An 18,268-nucleotide genomic window follows, 5' to 3' on the forward strand; every position below is an offset into this window, starting at 1 on the left:
ATTCAATCCAGTCTGTCAACGCTTGTAATGCTTTCGCAAAGGGAAGAATCCAAACAAGCCCTTTATGATGCGATCATAGCCGTTAAACACACAGAGGCTGACGTACAAAAGCGTGCAGAAGCCTGTCAGGAGAAGTAAAGAACAGGAGGTGCAGCTGTGCCGGAATGGCTCGAAGTAGCGCTGCGTGCTGTACTGTTTACCGTTGTATTGTTTTTAATTACCAAAATATTGGGTAAAAAGCAGCTGGCGCAGCTGTCTTTTTTTGAATATGTAGTGGGTATTACCATTGGAAGTATCGGGGCAGAAGTGATCATGGGATTAGAGCGGGCCATTATGCACGGTCTGGTGGGTCTGGCTGTGTTTACCATTATTCCATTTTTAACAGGGTATTTTTCACTGAAAAGCCGAAAGTTCCGCAGCTTTGTGGAAGGAAAAGGTGTCGTTTTTATTAAAGACGGAAAAGTCATGGAAGAAAACTTGAAAAAAGAGCGATACACCATTGACGAGCTGTTAGAGCTGCTTCGGCAAAAAGAAGTATTTCAAACGGCAGATGTGGAGTTTGCTGTACTGGAGGCTTCGGGAGATTTAAGTGTCCTATTGAAAAAAGAAAATCAGTCCTTAACGCCGGCTATGCTGGGGTTCTCTGTCGGTGCCGAAAAAGAAGCGCAGACCGTCATTATGGACGGCCAAATTCTTGATGAACCACTGGCCGCCATTCGTTTAAATAGGGGCTGGCTGCAGGAAGAGCTTCAAAAGCAGGGCGTAACCGTGGACAATGTTTTTCTCGGACAGGTGGATTCATCCGGTCAGCTGACCGTTGATTTGTTTGATGACCGGCTTCAAGCTCCGCCTACGATTTGATGAATAAAAAGCACCGGCTGTACCAGGCGTTTGCCCCGGAGAAAAGCGGGGAATAAAAAGCGGAAAGCAGCTCTGTTTTTCGTCAGGGGCCTGCAGAGTTTGGTATACTTACGGTGAGTTTTCATCAAGAGAAGGGGGAACAGCAAATGGAATGGAAAAAGTCACTGCTTGCCTTGATGCTTGGCTCATCACTGGCACTGGCTGCGTGCGGCGGTGGAGAAGAAGAGGACGCGGCAGTTGAAAAAACGGAAGAGCAAACACCTTCCACAGATGAAGGAACAGGTGAAACAACCGTTTCCGCCGGCGAAGAAGTGTATCAGCAAAGCTGCTTAAGCTGTCATGGCGAAAATCTCGAAGGCGGATTCGGACCGGAGCTGAGCGCAATCGGGTCGAAGATGAGTGAAGAAGAGATTTTAAGCGTAATTGAAAATGGGCAGGGGCAAATGCCGCCAAATGTAGTGGAAGGCGAAGACGCGGAAGCTGTTGCTGCCTGGCTGGCTGAAAAAAAATAAGGGTAAAAAGGGAACCGGCAGGGGCTGGTTCTTTTTTTATGAATAAAATGCCGATTTTTCCTCATCCTACTGAAAAAAGGGGCGATAGGCGATGCCATTTTGGCGGGAGAATAAAGGCGGTGTGTTCGGGAAGTCAGCATCCGAAAATGCAGCTGCGATCACGGTGATGGCTGATTCAAGTGATATCAAACAACGAACCTTTTCTTACGGTAAGGTACAAGGAATCCTTATCTATATAGATACGCTGGTCGAAGCGGTAAAAGTGGAAAACCATATTCTCCAGCCATTAAAGGAAAATGGTTCAAAAAAGCCGGAAGAGGCCTTAACGGTGATAGAGTATGAAGAAGCTGCGGACTACAACGACGCGTTAAAAGGGCTGTTAAGAGGAAAAACACTGCTGTTTATAGAAGGGAACCCGGGTTGCCTGCTTTGCAGAACGGAAAGAAACGCTCTGCGCACGATTACGGAGCCAATGAACGAAAAGGTCGTGCGCGGGCCTCATGATGGCTTTGTGGAAGATCTTTCAACCAATATTTTTTTAGTCCGCAGGCGGGTTGAAAGCAAGGGGTTGATGGTCGAGTATCTGGAAAAAGGGAACAGAGCCACTAAGCTGCTTGCTATTATGTATGAAAAAGACATTGCCAATCCTGAGCTTGTCCAGCGAATGAAAAAGAGACTGGAAGCCATTGATGCAGAGAACCTTTACAACGCGGGGCATGTCGAAGAGTTAATTGAAGATTCCACACTGTCACCTTTCCCTCAGCTGCTGAATACGGAAAGGCCGGACCGGGTGGCAGCCAATTTGATGGAAGGGCGTATTGCCGTTTTCATTAATGGCGGACCAACCTGTTTAATTGCACCTGTTTCATTTTTTTCTTTTTACCAGTCACCGGACGATTACACATCACGGTCGCTTGCAGGATCATTTTATCGGGTGATCCGCTTGTTTTCCTTTTTCTTTGCCATTCTCTTACCGGCTTTTTATGTTTCAGTTGTTAGCTTTCACTCGGAAATTGTACCGAGAGATTTGATTCTGCAGTTAAAAGGCTCAGTGGAACAGGTTCCGTATCCAGCTTTAATGGAAGCTCTGTTTATGGAGCTGACTATTGAGCTAATCCGGGAAGCAGGGATTCGGCTGCCGACGCCGATTGGACAGACGATTGGGATTGTCGGTGGTCTTGTGATCGGGGATGCGGTTGTGAGTGCAGGGCTTGTCTCAAACTTTACAATTATTATTGTTGCCCTGACCGCCATTTCTTCTTATGTCGTTCCATCGATAGAAATGAATACTGCGATCCGCCTTCTCCGTTTCCCATTTATGGTGGCCGCCTCTTTATTTGGTTTTTTTGGGATTGTTTTCGCTCTGATGCTTCTGCTGATTCACTTATGCAAGCTGACCTCTCTTGGCATGCCTTATTTCTCACCGCTCGCACCGCTTCGGGTAAAGGACTTAAAAGATGCCTTTGTACGGCGGACCTGGTGGAAATTAACGAAGCGGCCGTATGACAGTAAACCGCAGACAATGAAAAGAGAGAACGAAGGAAGACAGTGGGTGGAAAAATGAAAAGAGAAGCAAGCATTTCGACCTGGCAGCTCTTTTTTTTCCTGCTGCAAACCCAGGTAGGGGTGGGAATCTTAACTCTTCCATATGAAGTTCACCAGGCTGCCGGGAAAGATGGCTGGCTGTCCATTTTACTTGCCGGTCTTTTCATCCAAATAGGTATCTTGGTGATATGGCTGCTGGCGTGTCGTTTCCCTAAAAAGACATTGGCTGATTTTTCGCCGATTCTTGTTGGCCGCGTTTTAAGTATCATTATTATTACCGTTTATATGCTCTTTTTTTTCATGGTCGCCAGCCAGGTTTTAGCGGTTTTTCTTTACATTACAGCGGAATGGGCATTTCCTCGTACACCATCTATTGTTTTTGCGGTTATTATCACGGCGCTTACCATTTATTTGATTCAGGAAGATGTGCGCGTGATTGCACGGTTTCATGTATTGATGTCTTTTTTGCTTCTCGGTGTGCTCATGGTCTTTCTTTTAATGTGGAATTACTTAAACGTGTATTATTTGCTTCCGATTGGGTCTTCTGGCTTCAAAGTCATTTTATCAGGCTCCCAGCAAGCTCTTTTTGCGTTAAACGGCATTGAGGTTCTGCTCTGGCTTTTCCCGTTTACACAGGCGGAAAACAAGAAAAAATGGCAGGCTGCTGCTGGAGCAAGCTTGACTGTCACGATTATTTATACATTGCTGGCGCTTTGTGCATTTGCCTACTTTAGTGCTGAAAAGTTAACACATGTACCCGAGCCCGTGCTGTATATGATTAAATCGATTAGGCTCGGCATTGTGGAAAGGCTCGATCTTATTTTTCTTTCTCTTTGGGCTGTGTTTTCTATTACTACTTTTATGAGCTACTTATACATAGCGGCAATGAGTGCCGCTAAAGTCGTGAATGCAAAGCATCATAAGAAGTCTGTTTACGTCTTAGGTGCATTCATTGTACCGCTTGCTGTTTATACGGGTAATGAGGAGGCCATCAAAACCATTGGCGGCATCCTCGGAACAGCTACTACTGTTTTTCTATTTGTGATTCCGTTGTTTTTACTCCTTGTGGCCATTGTGAGAAGAAAACGGGAGGGTACAGGATGAGAAAAGGGTGGACCATCATTCCTCTTTTCCTGCTTTTAGCAGGATGCTGGGACCAGAGGCCAGTTAAAGATCTAAACTTAATATTTGGTGTAGGCATCGACAGAGAGGAAGAAAACAATCTGACATTGACAGTCGAAATTCCTCAGGAAAAGCAAGGAAATGTCGGTGGAGGGGGCGGAACCGAAGGGACGACCCAGGAGGCTGCAAAAAGTTTAATTGTATCGGAAAAAGGGCAGACAATTCGGGATGTCGCATACAAGATGGACCGTCGCATTGACGGTGCATTGGACATTTCTAAATTAAGCGTATTAATGATCGGCAAAGAAAGTGCGCAAAATGATTTATATTCTTTGCTGGATGCCTACTTCCGCAATCCTGTGAGCCCCTTAAACGCTAAGCTTCTAGTTGTAGAGGGGCGGGCGGATGAGTTTTTTCATCAAGACTTCAAAGGTCAGACGCTTTACAGTGATTATTTTTTCAAGTTAATTGAAACAGCTGAACAGGAATCAGCTATTCCCATCACAAATATGCAGCTGGCCTGCAATCTCCTGTTAGATAAGGGAAGTGATGCTGTGATTCCTCTTATTTCTTATAATGAAGAGCAGAAGGCAGCACAAATAAACGGAAGCGCCTTATTTAACGGGCGTTCGATGAGCGGAGAGCTGACAACAGAAGAAACCTCATCACTTTTAATTATGCTAAATCAAGCAAAACAGGAGCTGCCTCTTACATTCCGTGTAGAGGGAGGAGAGGATATCTCGGTTACACTTATAGATTCAAAAGCAAAGCTGAAGGTGAATGTGCCGAAAAACGGAAACCCGACGGCAGATGTGTCTGTAGATATGCAGGTACAGGTAATTGAGTATCCTCCTCAAAACCTAGAGAAAGAAAAGTTAATGAAGTCTTTAAATCAGCAGCTGACAGAAGAAACGGAAAAATTGCTTCAGAAAACGATCCGAAAAATGCAGGAGGCCAATTCGGACCCATTAGGCATCGGCCGAAGAATTATTGCTAAAGATCCAGACGCTTTTAAAAAGCTCGACTGGGGAGAAATATATCCCGACATGGATATAAAAGTTGAGACAAAAGTAAAAATTGAAAAAACGGGGGCCATCTTTTAATACACACAATTCCATCCCGTTATCTTTCAGACACCCAAAAGCGCTTATCCCAAAGCGCTTTTTTTATTGCCCATTTATGTCGGAAAATGTTACAAAAGGAAACGAATCTGTAACATATTCTTTTCATTGTGACAAAACAAACAGTGCTATAATGTTTTTTGGGCAGGCAGAAAGGGTATAAAAGCCGCCTTAATTGAAGAAACAAGGTGATCAGATGATTGACATGAAAGGCGTGACGAAAAAATACTCGAATGGAGTCACAGCGCTGTCAAGCGTTGACGTCACGATAAAGCAAGGAGAATTTGTTTACATCGTCGGTCCGAGTGGCGCCGGAAAATCGACGTTTATTAAATTAATTTACCGGGAAGAAAAGCCGTCCAGCGGAACTGTGACAGTCGGCGGCATCAATACGGCTACGTTAAGACAGCGCTCGGTGCCAGCCCTGCGCCGCAAAGTCGGTGTTGTATTCCAGGATTTTAAACTTTTGCCGCTTCTCACGGTTTATGAAAATGTAGCTTTCGCACTTGAGGTCATCGAAGAAGAGCCGAATATGATTCGCAAGCGGGTGATGGAAGTACTTGATCTGGTTGGACTGAAGCATAAAGCACGTATGCTGCCAACAGAGCTGTCCGGTGGTGAGCAGCAGCGCGTGGCGATTGCCCGCTCCATCGTTAATAACCCCAAGGTAGTGATTGCAGACGAGCCGACAGGGAATCTGGATCCGGACACTTCGTGGGATATTATGCGGCTGTTCGGAATGATTAATGAACGCGGTACGACGATCGTGATGGCTACACACAATAAAGATATTGTTAACACGCTTCGCCGCCGGGTTATTGCGATTGAAAACGGACGGATTGTCCGGGATGAACAGCGGGGTGACTACGGCTATGAAGCCTAGAACTCTACGCCGCCACTTCCGGGAAAGCTTTAAAAATCTCCGACGGAACGGCTGGATGACGTTTGCCGCGATTTCGGCTGTCACCGTTACGCTCCTGTTAACCGGTATTTTTTTAGTCATTATGCTTAACGTAAACAAAGCGGGAACCGATATTGAAAGAGATGTAGAAGTACGCGTTCATATCAAGCTTGATACAACGGAAGCAGAAAAAGAGCAATTAAAGCAGCAAATTAGCAGTCTGCCAGAAGTAGAAAGTATTACGTACTCTTCAAAGGAGCAGGAGCTGCAAAATCTGATTAAAGATATGGGCAGTGATTACGCTCTTTTTGAACAAAGTAATCCGTTATACGACGTATATGTAGTGAAAACAGCACGTCCACAGGATACACCGGACGCAGCACGGAAAATAGAACAATTTGCGCAAACCGAAAAAGCGGTATATGGAGAAGAAGAAGTGAAAAACCTGTTTAGCTTTATGAAAACAGCGCGCAATGTCGGTGCTGTCCTCGTTGCAGGCCTTCTGTTTACTGCCATGTTTTTAATCTCCAATACAATTAAAATTACTATTTTCGCACGTCGAAAAGAAATTGAGATTATGAAGCTTGTAGGAGCGACAAACTGGTTTATCCGCTGGCCGTTTCTTTTAGAAGGACTGTGGATCGGTTTACTTGGCTCGATTCTTCCAATTGCGGCGATTGCCATTGGATACTATTATGCCGAGCAGGCCTTTTCAGCACAGCTCGCATCGCAGCTGGTAGACTTTATCGACTATCTTCCGCTTGTTTTACCGGTCACAGCGCTTATGCTTGTCATGGCTGTATTTATCGGTATATGGGGCAGCTTTCTTTCAGTCAGACGGTTTTTGAAAATATAAAACAAGTATACAGGGACGAGAGGGGTCAAGCAGTTGAAGAAAAAATCATATGTGGCGCTTGCGGTGGCAGCGTCCATTGGGTTCAGTTTTACGGGAGGCGCTTCAGCAGAAAGCTTATCTGATTTACAAAAGCGCCAGCAGCAGATCCAATCAGAAAAATCCGGTATTGAACAAAATATCAATGAAAAAGAGAAAGCTATTTCTAATCTTCAGCAGCAGCAGGACAGTGTAAACGCGGAAATTCGTAAACTCGATGGTGCGATCACAGATTCCGAGTCAAAGATCCGGGCAAAACAGCAGGAAATTGCTGATACAAGAGCAGAAATTGAACGCTTAAGAGCGGAAATTGAAGAGTTAAAGATTCGTATTGCCGAGCGTACAGAAGTATTGGAAGATCGTGCTCGCTCGATTCAGCAAAGCGGCGGCTCAGCCAGCTACATGGAAGTGCTGCTTGGAGCCGAAAGCTTCAGTGATTTTGTCAGCCGCGCCACAGCGGTCACAACTCTTGTAAATGCAGACAAAGAGATTTTGCAAGAGCAGGAACGGGACAAAAAACAGCTGGAAGCCAGTGAGCAAAAAGTAAAAGAAAAGCTTGCAAGCCTGGAAGATATGCTGAAAGACTTGCAAGAAATGAAAGCAAAGCTGGAAAAACAGCGTGCAGCTAAAAACAATGTGATGAAAGGTCTTGTAGCAGATGAGCATGAAGCGCATGAGCAAAAGCTCAGCCTTGAAGAAGAGCAAAGCCTGTTAAGCTCGCAGGAAGCTTCGATTCAAGCAGCCATCAAGGCAGAACAGACCCGCATTGCCGAACAGAAGCGTTTGGCAGAGGCAGCCGCTAAAAAGAAAGCGGAGCAGGAAGCTGCAGCAGCAAAAGCCGCAGCGTCAAAAGCAGCCGCTGTATCTTCATCACCAGCGCCGTCCGCTCCGGCAGAAAAGGCGGCTCCAGCAGCACAACCGAAGCAGGAAGCCCGTTCGACAGCAGCGCCGGCTGATACGGGTGGTATGTTTATGCGTCCGGCACAAGGAACATTTACATCAGGATTCGGCCAGCGTTCGCTCGGCGATCATAAAGGTGTGGATATCGCCAACAGTGAAAGTGTACCGATTGTAGCCGCTGCGGATGGTGTTGTCAGCCGTTCTTATTACTCAGATTCATATGGAAATGCCATTTTTATCTCGCATTCTATTAATGGACAAGTGTACACGACTGTTTATGGACACATGTCTGAACGTGTTGTACAGGGCGGCAGTGTATCAAAAGGCCAGGTAATTGGCTACATGGGAAATACAGGACGCTCTTACGGGCAGCATCTTCACTTTGAAATTCATAAAGGTCCATGGACGTTAGGTAAAGAAAATGCGGTCGATCCGGCCCAATATATTGATTTATAAAAAAGTGCTTGTTTCTCTGCCCAAAAGCAGGAGGAAACAAGCACTTTTTTCTTCATCTGGGCGGCCGGCCCTTCCAGCTTCTTGCTTCATGCATACGCTGTAAGTGTAACGGACAAGGAGGTGGAGAAGCATGGGTGAATACAACGGAGGCGGAAACGGATACGGCAGCGGCTTTGCGCTTGTAGTCGTATTATTCATTTTGCTTATCATCGTGGGCGCAGCGTATATTGGCTGGGGTGCTTAATGCAGAAAAGCCGCTTTAAGAGCGGCTCAGGCTGTAAACAAACACTCGCTTTCGGCGTCACTTGCCGGCTGTGAATGCTCATGACCCGAAAAAAAGGTCACGCCGCTTCTCGGCCGGCCGCGTTCCTTGAAAGCCAGACATTTTCAAATAGCCTGTTTTCTAGCTTCATCTACACTCTTTAGCCGCTTTAAGAGCGGCTTTTTTTGTTTTTGCCTGTACTGCAGATAAGCGGCGAAAAGCCGTCATATGATATGATGAGAGGAGTGGAGAATGATTATGATCTGCTGGAGGAAAGCATATGTATAAAAAATGGTTAGGTATCGTACTTATCATTCTTTTAATAGGACTTGCCGGCTTTCGTTTATATGAAGACCGAAAAAAGGTAACCGATATTGGAGAAAAAGGCATTGCGGTGACGAACGACAAAAACGGTATCGCAGTTGGTGAAAAAGCACCGGACTTCAACTTGGAAACCCCAGAGGGGAAAAAGGTAAAGCTGTCAGATTATGAAGGAAAAAAAGTGTTTTTAAATTTTTGGGCAACGTGGTGTCCGCCATGTAAAGATGAGATGCCTCATATGCAGGCTTTTTATGAAGAAAAGGCAGACAACGTTGAGATTCTTGCAGTCAATATAGAAGAGAGCGCTGTAAAAGCAAAGGATTTTGCTGATCAATATGATTTAACTTTTCCGGTACCGCTTGATGAAAGCGGTGATATCTCAGAGGCATATGATATTTACACGATTCCGACTACATATGTACTCAACGAGGACGGCACTGTACATCAAAAAGTCGTCGGTCCAATGGATGAATCCATGATGCGAGAATTGATCCGCTCCCAATAGGGCGGATTGTTTTTATGAAATTTTCGGAATATAATGAACGGATAAAAAGGAGTGGACAACAATGGATTCGTTTAACACAAAAGCACTGCATGGCGAAAAGCTGCCAAAAAACATTCAAAGTAAGGCGACGCCGATTTACCAGACGTCGGTATTTTCATTCAATAGTTTAGAAGAAATGGAAGGCTATTATAAAGGAGAGTCACCTTACCTGTATACACGGGTCGGCAACCCCAATGCGGATGAGCTGGCTCATATAACAGCACGGCTTGAAGGAGCGCCAGAGGGGGTGGCAGCAGCATCCGGCCTTGGAGCGATTACAGCTGCGATACTCGCTGTAGCGAAAAGCGGTGATCATATTGTAGCGGCGCAGGATGTATACGGCGGTACCTTTTATGCAATGAAGGAAGAGCTTGCGCGGATGGGCATTGGAACCTCATTTGTGGATTTTGAAGACCTGTCAGCTGTTGAAGAGGCCATTCGTCCGGAAACAGTCATGCTGTATACAGAATCGATTACCAATCCATTCCTGCGTGTGGAAAATATGGCGGAGGTTTCAGCTCTCGCAAAGAAAAAAGAGCTTGTTTTAATAGTGGACAATACCTTTGCCACTCCGTTTTTAATCAAGCCGATCGAATTAGGAGCGGATCTTGTTGTTCACTCAGCGACGAAGTATATCGGCGGACACAGTGACGTGTCAGCGGGCGTCGTCGTTGGAAAGGAAGAATACATAAAAGAGGCACGAGCTCGCGTTGTAAATATCGGTATGAATTTAAGCCCATTTGAATCATGGCTTGCATGCCGCGGTGCCAAGACGCTTGGCCTGCGGATGGAGCGCCAGTCTGCCAATGCTGAAAAAGTAGCCGGCTGGCTTCGTGCTCATTCAAAAGTCGAAAAAGTCTTTTATCCAACCAATGTATCCGAGCGGGGCAACGGGGCGATCGTAACCATTGATCTGGCGAAGGATACAGATGAATTTGCTTTTTTCCGCTCACTTGGCTGGATTGGTATTGTGCCGTCGCTTGCAGGTGTTGAAACATCTGTTTCATGGCCGTTCGGCACTTCCCACCGTTCACTCAATGCAGAAGAAAAAGCAGCCGTTGGCGTTTCCGAAAAAACCATTCGTATCTCCATCGGCATTGAAGAAGCAGAAGAAATTATCGGTCAATTTGAACAGGCGCTCGGTGAAGCTTGATGAAAAAGCGCCATAAGTCTGTTAACGATTGCAGGAGCTTTCTGCTACAATAGAGAGAAAGACTTTTGTGCAACGCTCTGGAGGGACTTTTATGGCTTTGGACTGGCTCACGCAGCTTATCACAGCTGCAGGAAGATTACTGCTTCACCCTGTCTTTTATTTTTCCTTTGTTTTGGCTTTTGTTGTTGGCATGTTCCGTGTCACGCGTGAGCGCAAGGACTTCGGCACACGTGTATATGATATATATCAAGAGATTCGGTTTATTTTACCATCGAGTTTAGCAGTTGGCCTTGTGCTGTCCATTCTTTTTCTCGGCTTTGGCCTGGCTCTTCCGGCCGACCTGCTCAGCTTTATAGCGGCTCTGTTTATTATTTTCAGCATCGGCGGCTTTTTTCTCCTGTCGCCTGCCTGGACTTTAACCGCTGCATATGCTGTATTCCTTTTGGCCGATTACGCGGGATATTCGTTTATTTCCTATAAACCTTTGAAAATAGAAAGCATTTTATCTATTTTAGCCCTTGTTACGGCACTTCTGGTGATAGCAGAAGGGGTGCTTATTCATAAACGCGGTTATCAGGGAACGTCACCGCGCCTGGAAATGAGCAAGCGCGGACAGAAAACGGCGGTTCATCTGGCCCGGCGCCTCTGGCTCGTGCCTGTATTCCTGCCGGTCCCGGGTGCCCGTCCGCTTGAAGCTTTCGCAGATTGGTGGCCGGTTATTCCGCTTGGCGCAGATCATTACTACTTGATGCTGTTTCCATTTTTGGTCGGCTTTTCAATGACAGTCCGCAGTACGCTCCCGGCGCTTGCAGTGAGGGCGACAGGGAAAAGCGTGGTTCGGGCAGGCATGCTTGCCTTGGTTATTGCTGCTGGCTCCTACTGGGTATGGCAGCTGTCTGCAGCCGCCGTTCTTTTTGCGGCTCTGGCACGGATTGCGATTACCCGCCGTCATTTTAGCTATGAAAAGCACCGCCCGTACTTTTTTACAACACAGCCAAAAGGCATTATGGTCGTGGGCGTGCTTCCGGCAGCGCCTGCCCGAAAGATGGGGCTTGAGATCGGTGAAATCATTACAAAGGTAAACGGCATACCCGTTGGTACAGAACCAGAATTTTATAAAGCGCTGCAAAAAAACGCGGCATACTGCAAGCTTGAAGTTATTGGCACAAATGGACAGGTTCGGTTCACACAGGGCTCTATTTATGAAAATGAACACCATGAGCTTGGTCTGTTGTTTGCGCCGGAAGAAAAAGAATATCTGGATGACTCTGTGTTTTCTGATTAAACGCCCCTTGAAAAGGGCGTTTTTTTATCGTGAAAAATTTGTTGTATAACAATAGTTGACTTACCTTATCTGTTATAATACAATGAACGTACAGCAACACATCAACCAAAATAAGAAGGGGGACATGAGCATGATGCCGTTAGAATTTTACCGTAATATCCCGGGGAAAGAGTGCTGCCAGTGCGGGGCACAGATAACAGAGCAGCATGAGTCGTACCATACAGAATGTGAACGCTGTTTAAGTAAAATAGAAGAGTAACTGTTACCGTAAAATGTAATCGGATTCAATACAAAAATCCACCTGTTGTTCCATAACAGAGTGGATTTTTCTTTTTTTTCTGTTTATTTCCCGTTACAATAGTCATCATACCTTGCAGAAATAAACAGGTTTCTTCATTAGAAAAGGAGTGGGTGTCATGGGGGTACATACATATTTTAAAACACTATCGGATCTTGAGCATTTATATCGCCTGCCGGGGAAGTTTAAATTTCAAACCCACAATGTGGCGGCTCATTCATTTAAAGTAACGAAAATTGCTCAATTCCTAGGCACAGTCGAGGAAATGAAAGGCACAACCGTGGACTGGCGGTCCTTATACGAAAAAGCCCTTAACCACGATTATGCAGAGCTGTTTACCGGCGATATTAAAACACCGGTGAAATACGCGACCTCGGAATTAAAAGAGCTGTTTTCAGAGGTGGAAGAAAAAATGGCGCGCCGTTTTATTGAAGCTGAATTTCCACCCGAGTTTCACGAAGCATACTTCCGTCGTTTAAAAGAAGGTAAAGACAAAACACTTGAAGGGCGCATTTTATCTGTAGCTGATAAAGTAGATTTGCTTTATGAAGCGTATGGGGAAATTTTAAAGCGCAATCCGGACCCGCTTTTCTTTGAAATTTACGAAGAAGCGCTTAATACTATTTTGAAATTCCAGGATCTTCACTGCGTAAAATATTTCATCGATCATATCATGCCGGATATGCTGGCCGAGAAATTTATGCCGCACAGTGAGCTTCGTGATTTAACCGAGCGCATTATCAGCCGATCGTAGTAAAATCTGGTCTTTTCGAACAAAGAAAAATCCAGTATGATAAAAGAAAAAACTTAGGAGGACACGATGGTTGATAAGATGATTCTGGCGCTGTTTATGCCCGCTTTGCTTGTGTTGTTGTTTTCACGCGTAACATACAACCAGTTTCTTGGCGTTATCTTGACCGTCGCACTTATTGCCGCATCCGCCTATAAAGGATATACCCATACGTGGGAATTGATCGTAATAGACGCTTTCTCCATTACAGCCGGCCTTTGGATGGCCAATCGCATGATGAAACGGCTGAAAGTAAAGCTAAACTAGCACCGAACCAGGCTTCGGTGCTTTTTTATTGTGACAAAAACACGCATTACGAACAGGTGTGTGCTTTTTGTTGGCTTTTTTTGTTTCGATCATGATAAAATGGGAAGTATAAAAGAAAGAAGAACGGATACAGACAGGGGGACAATGCGTTGGCGCATGAATTTAATTTAGTTTCTAAGTATAAACCGGAGGGCGACCAGCCAGCAGCTATTGCGGAACTTGTTGAAGGCATTCGCAGCGGCAAAAAACACCAAACGCTGCTTGGTGCAACAGGTACGGGTAAAACATTTACCGTTTCAAATGTGATTCAGGAAGTGAAAAAGCCGACGCTTGTCATTGCCCATAACAAGACGCTTGCTGGACAGCTTTACAGTGAATTCAAAGAGTTTTTCCCGGACAATGCGGTCGAATATTTTGTCAGCTATTACGACTACTATCAGCCGGAAGCATATGTACCGCAAACCGATACTTTTATTGAAAAAGATGCCAGCATTAACGATGAAATCGATAAGCTGCGCCACTCGGCAACATCTTCCTTATTCGAACGCGATGATGTGATTATTATCGCGTCTGTGTCGTGCATTTACGGTCTCGGTTCACCGGAGGAGTACAAGGAAATGGTGATCTCACTCCGTACGGGCATGGAGGTGCCGCGGAATGATTTGCTTCGGCGCCTTGTCGATATTCAGTATGAACGGAATGATATTGATTTTAAGCGCGGAACGTTTCGAGTCCGCGGAGATGTTGTAGAAATTTTTCCCGCCTCAAGAGACGAGCGGTGCATCCGTGTTGAATTTTTCGGTGACGAAATTGACCGTATTCGCGAAGTAGATGCCCTGACAGGGGAAATTATGGGTGATCGTGAGCATGTCGCTGTTTTCCCGGCAAGTCACTTCGTTACACGCGAAGAAAAAATGAACATTGCGATTGGGAATATTGAGAGAGAGCTGGAAGAGCGTCTGGCAGAGCTTCGGGCAGAAGAAAAGCTGCTAGAAGCACAGCGCCTGGAGCAGCGGACTCGCTATGATCTGGAAATGATGCGGGAAATGGGTTTTTGCTCGGGCATCGAAAACTATTCAAGGCACTTGACTCTTCGTCCGCCAGGCTCTACCCCTTACACATTGCTGGATTATTTCCCGGACGACTTTTTAATGGTAATCGATGAGTCTCATGTTACGCTGCCGCAGATTCGCGGTATGTACAACGGAGACCAGGCACGAAAGCAGGTGCTTGTCGATCATGGCTTCCGTCTTCCGTCTGCCAAAGACAACCGGCCGCTTACATTTCCGGAATTTGAAGAGCACATCAATCAAATTGTTTATGTATCTGCAACGCCAGGCCCATATGAGCTTGAGCAAACACCGGAAATGACGCAGCAAATTATCCGGCCAACCGGACTTCTTGATCCAACAATTGATGTCCGGCCGATCGAGGGACAAATCGATGATCTTCTAGGTGAAATCAATGAGCGGATCGAACGGGACGAACGTGTACTTATTACAACACTCACGAAAAAAATGTCGGAGGACTTGACCGACTATTTAAAAGAAATCGGCATTAAAGTCCAGTACCTGCATTCGGAAATAAAAACGCTTGAACGAATTGAAATTATCCGCGATCTGCGTCTCGGCAAGTATGACGTTCTTGTCGGAATCAATTTGCTCCGGGAAGGGCTCGATATTCCGGAAGTATCGCTAGTGGCTATTCTTGATGCAGACAAGGAAGGATTCCTTCGTTCGGAAAGATCGCTGATCCAGACGATTGGCCGGGCCGCGCGTAATGCTGAAGGAAAAGTGATTATGTACGCTGATAAAATGACGGATTCTATGACAAAAGCGATCGAAGAAACAAAACGCCGCCGCGAAATTCAAGAAGCGTACAACGAGAAGCATGGCGTTACGCCAATGACAATTCAAAAAGGTATTCGCGATGTGATTCGTGCAACACAGGCAGCGGAAGAAACAGAAACATATGCTTCTAAAAACACCGGAAGAAAAATATCAAAGCAGGAAAGACAAAAGCTTATTACAAGCTTAGAAGCCGAAATGAAAGAAGCGGCGAAAGCACTCGACTTCGAGCGTGCTGCCGAGCTTCGCGATGCATTGTTTGAATTAAAATCAGAATAGAGGTGCCCGAATGGCCATTGATCATATATCTGTAAAAGGGGCACGTGCCCATAACTTAAAAAATATTGATATTACGATTCCACGAGACCAGCTTGTTGTATTGACCGGCTTGTCTGGTTCAGGAAAGTCGTCTCTTGCTTTTGATACGATTTATGCGGAAGGACAGCGGCGTTATGTAGAGTCGCTGTCTGCTTACGCCCGTCAGTTTTTAGGACAGATGGATAAGCCGGATGTAGATTCGATCGAGGGGTTGTCACCCGCTATTTCCATAGATCAGAAAACAACAAGCCGCAATCCGCGCTCAACAGTAGGAACTGTAACGGAAATTTATGATTACCTGCGTCTTTTATACGCACGAGTCGGCCGGCCTATCTGTCCAATTCATGGTATTGAAATTACCTCCCAAACCATCGGCCAGATGGTAGACCGTGTGATGGAGCTGGAGGAGCGGACAAAAATTCAGGTGCTGGCTCCTCTCGTTTCCGGCCGTAAAGGCACACACACAAAAGTGTTTGAGGACGTAAAGCGGCAGGGATACGTCCGTGTACGTGTGAACGGAGAAATGCGTGACTTGGAAGAAGATATTGAACTTGAAAAAAACAAAAAGCATTCGATCGAAGTGATTATTGACCGGATCGTTGTGAAAGAAGGCGTAGAAGCCCGTCTGGCAGATTCGATCGAAACGGCTCTTCGCCTTGGTGAAGGAAATGTCATCATTGATGTGATCGGCGAAGAAGAAATGTTGTTCAGTGAACATCATGCCTGCCCGCACTGTGGATTTTCGGTTGGAGAATTGGAGCCCCGCATGTTCTCGTTTAACAGTCCATTCGGCGCTTGCCCGTCCTGCGATGGACTTGGCATGAAGAAAAAAGTCGATGTGGATTTGGTGATTCCGAATAAGGAGCTGTCTTTAAACGAAAATGCAATTGCTCCGTGGGAACCGGTCAGCTCTCAATATTATCCGCAGCTGCTAAAAGCAGTTTGCACACATTATAAGATTGATATGGATACGCCATGGCAGGATCTGCCGGCTGAGCAGACGGATAAGCTGCTGAACGGCTCAGGCAAAGACCGCATCCGTTTCCGCTATGAAAATGACTTTGGCCAAATCCGGGATAATAAAATCCTATTTGAAGGGGTGCTCAGCAATGTAGAGCGCCGTTACAAAGAAACAAGCTCTGATTATATCCGTGAACAAATGGAAAAGTATATGGGTGAATCCAAGTGCCCAACCTGTAAGGGGCAGCGTTTGAAAAAAGAAAGCCTGGCTGTTAAAATCGACGGCCTGACCATTTCCGATACCACTGCTTTTTCGATTCAGGAAGCCGCGGACTTTTTTAAAGACATCGTGCTGACTGAAAAAGAAATGCAGATTGCCCGCCTTGTACTGCGGGAAATTTGTGAACGACTTGGCTTTTTAATTGATGTCGGTCTTGATTATTTAACGTTAAGCCGGGCAGCTGGCACCCTTTCCGGCGGCGAAGCGCAGCGGATTCGTCTGGCTACACAAATTGGCTCACGTCTGACAGGTGTATTATACATTTTGGATGAACCATCTATTGGCCTTCATCAGCGTGATAATGACCGGCTGATTCGCACGATGCAAAATATGCGTGATATCGGCAATACACTCATTGTTGTTGAGCATGATGAAGATACAATGATAGCGGCTGATTATTTGATTGATATCGGCCCTGGCGCAGGCGTACACGGCGGATCCGTTATTGCGGCCGGGACACCGGAAGAAGTTATGAAGGATGAAAAATCACTAACTGGCCAGTACTTATCCGGCAATAAGTATATTCCGCTTCCAGAGGAACGCCGTAAGCCGGATGGACGCTGGATCGAAGTTGTTGGTGCAAAAGAAAATAACTTAAAAAATGTAAAAGCAAAATTTCCGCTCGGCTTGTTTACAGCTGTAACGGGTGTCTCGGGATCAGGAAAAAGTACGCTTATTAATGAAATTCTTTATAAATCGCTGGCGCAAAAGCTGAATCGGGCAAAAGCACGTCCAGGAGCCCACAAAGAAGTAAAAGGCATCGAACAGCTCGACAAAGTGATTGATATTGACCAGTCGCCAATCGGCCGGACTCCACGCTCTAACCCGGCAACCTATACAGGTGTATTCGACGACATTCGAGACGTATTTGCGCAGACTAATGAAGCAAAGGTACGCGGATATAAAAAGGGGCGTTTTAGCTTTAATGTAAAGGGAGGCCGCTGTGAAGCGTGCCGCGGAGACGGAATCATCAAAATTGAAATGCATTTCCTGCCAGATGTGTATGTACCGTGTGAAGTATGCCACGGTAAACGGTATAATCGGGAAACGCTTGAAGTAAAATACAAAGGCCAAAACATTTCTGACGTGCTCGAAATGACCGTTGAAGATGCACTTGAGTTCTTTGAAAACATTCCAAAAATCAGTCGTAAGCTTCAAACAATTGCGGATGTTGGACTCGGTTATATTACACTCGGGCAACCGGCGACTACCCTGTCAGGAGGGGAAGCGCAGCGTGTGAAACTCGCATCCGAGCTGCATCGCCGCTCGACCGGACGCTCGTTTTATATTTTGGATGAGCCGACAACCGGCCTTCACACCGACGATATTGCCCGCCTTCTTCAAGTGCTGCAGCGCCTTGTTGAAAATGGCGACACTGTGCTGGTCATTGAACACAACCTTGATGTGATCAAAGCAGCGGATTATCTTGTTGACCTCGGTCCTGAAGGTGGAGATAAAGGCGGCACCATTGTGGCAGCCGGTACACCTGAAGACATCGCAGCAACAAAGGAATCTCACACGGGTTATTACTTAAAGAAAATTTTAGAGCGCGACCGTGAACGTATGGCTGTGAAAGCTGAATAAAATGAAACCTTTTCCTTGGGCATTCGTATAAACGAATAGAACAAAAAAC

General features: G+C 45.8%; 16 protein-coding genes and 1 pseudogene. All 17 read left to right on the forward strand.

Annotated elements, in window-relative coordinates; genetic code table 11:
• Positions 1–156: 156 nt before the first annotated feature.
• Positions 157–852 (forward strand): annotated as a pseudogene (locus tag VP97_RS01575) (DUF421 domain-containing protein); the annotation flags it as partial.
• A gap of 155 nt (positions 853–1,007) precedes the next feature.
• A complete protein-coding gene (gene cccB, locus VP97_RS01580; protein WP_050179899.1) occupies positions 1,008–1,373 on the forward strand; it encodes a cytochrome c551 in 366 nt (121 codons plus the stop codon).
• A gap of 91 nt (positions 1,374–1,464) precedes the next feature.
• Positions 1,465–2,937: a spore germination protein gene (locus tag VP97_RS01585; protein WP_245629811.1), complete on the forward strand. Its 1,473-nt coding sequence runs from the start codon at positions 1,465–1,467 to the stop codon at positions 2,935–2,937.
• The gene (locus VP97_RS01590) at positions 2,934–4,022 is read left to right on the forward strand and encodes a GerAB/ArcD/ProY family transporter (protein ID WP_050179901.1); all 1,089 of its coding nucleotides are present in this window, start codon (positions 2,934–2,936) and stop codon (positions 4,020–4,022) included. Before VP97_RS01585 ends, VP97_RS01590 begins: the two co-directional genes overlap by 4 nt.
• The gene (locus tag VP97_RS01595) at positions 4,019–5,143 is read left to right on the forward strand and encodes a Ger(x)C family spore germination protein (RefSeq protein ID WP_050179903.1); all 1,125 of its coding nucleotides are present in this window, start codon (positions 4,019–4,021) and stop codon (positions 5,141–5,143) included. The genes VP97_RS01590 and VP97_RS01595 overlap by 4 nt, the downstream gene beginning before the upstream one ends.
• A gap of 214 nt (positions 5,144–5,357) precedes the next feature.
• Positions 5,358–6,044 (forward strand): cell division ATP-binding protein FtsE, encoded by a 687-nt coding sequence (gene ftsE / locus VP97_RS01600; protein WP_050179904.1) that lies wholly within the window; start codon positions 5,358–5,360, stop codon positions 6,042–6,044.
• Complete coding sequence (ftsX, locus tag VP97_RS01605) at positions 6,034–6,918, forward strand: permease-like cell division protein FtsX (protein ID WP_050179906.1); 885 nt, start codon at positions 6,034–6,036, stop codon at positions 6,916–6,918. Before ftsE ends, ftsX begins: the two co-directional genes overlap by 11 nt.
• Positions 6,919–6,951: 33 nt before the next feature.
• Positions 6,952–8,310 (forward strand): murein hydrolase activator EnvC family protein, encoded by a 1,359-nt coding sequence (locus VP97_RS01610; protein ID WP_050179907.1) that lies wholly within the window; start codon positions 6,952–6,954, stop codon positions 8,308–8,310.
• A 130-nt stretch (positions 8,311–8,440) separates the two neighbouring features.
• Positions 8,441–8,554, forward strand: coding sequence for a YjcZ family sporulation protein (locus VP97_RS23090; RefSeq protein WP_082220183.1), 114 nt, complete (start codon positions 8,441–8,443; stop codon positions 8,552–8,554).
• A 298-nt stretch (positions 8,555–8,852) separates the two neighbouring features.
• A complete protein-coding gene (locus VP97_RS01615; RefSeq protein ID WP_050179909.1) occupies positions 8,853–9,398 on the forward strand; it encodes a redoxin domain-containing protein in 546 nt (181 codons plus the stop codon).
• Between the two features lie 61 nt (positions 9,399–9,459).
• On the forward strand, positions 9,460–10,590 hold the full coding sequence (locus VP97_RS01620; RefSeq protein WP_050179911.1) for a trans-sulfuration enzyme family protein: 1,131 nt from the start codon (positions 9,460–9,462) through the stop codon (positions 10,588–10,590).
• A 91-nt stretch (positions 10,591–10,681) separates the two neighbouring features.
• The gene (locus VP97_RS01625; RefSeq protein WP_050179913.1) at positions 10,682–11,875 is read left to right on the forward strand and encodes a PDZ domain-containing protein; all 1,194 of its coding nucleotides are present in this window, start codon (positions 10,682–10,684) and stop codon (positions 11,873–11,875) included.
• Between the two features lie 130 nt (positions 11,876–12,005).
• On the forward strand, positions 12,006–12,134 hold the full coding sequence (gene yhfH / locus VP97_RS23095) for a protein YhfH (protein WP_082220184.1): 129 nt from the start codon (positions 12,006–12,008) through the stop codon (positions 12,132–12,134).
• A 157-nt stretch (positions 12,135–12,291) separates the two neighbouring features.
• Positions 12,292–12,927 carry a YfbR-like 5'-deoxynucleotidase gene (locus tag VP97_RS01630; RefSeq protein ID WP_050179914.1) on the forward strand — a complete coding sequence of 212 codons (636 nt, stop codon included), beginning with the start codon at positions 12,292–12,294 and terminating at the stop codon, positions 12,925–12,927.
• Between the two features lie 66 nt (positions 12,928–12,993).
• On the forward strand, positions 12,994–13,230 hold the full coding sequence (locus tag VP97_RS01635; protein ID WP_050179915.1) for a CsbA family protein: 237 nt from the start codon (positions 12,994–12,996) through the stop codon (positions 13,228–13,230).
• Positions 13,231–13,379: 149 nt separating this feature from the next.
• Positions 13,380–15,356, forward strand: coding sequence for an excinuclease ABC subunit UvrB (gene uvrB, locus VP97_RS01640; protein WP_050179917.1), 1,977 nt, complete (start codon positions 13,380–13,382; stop codon positions 15,354–15,356).
• Positions 15,357–15,366: 10 nt separating this feature from the next.
• Complete coding sequence (gene uvrA, locus VP97_RS01645) at positions 15,367–18,219, forward strand: excinuclease ABC subunit UvrA (protein ID WP_050179919.1); 2,853 nt, start codon at positions 15,367–15,369, stop codon at positions 18,217–18,219.
• Positions 18,220–18,268 lie beyond the last annotated feature (49 nt).

This window comes from Domibacillus robiginosus (assembly GCF_000966195.1).
Taxonomy (GTDB): Bacteria; Bacillota; Bacilli; order Bacillales; family Domibacillaceae; genus Domibacillus; species Domibacillus robiginosus.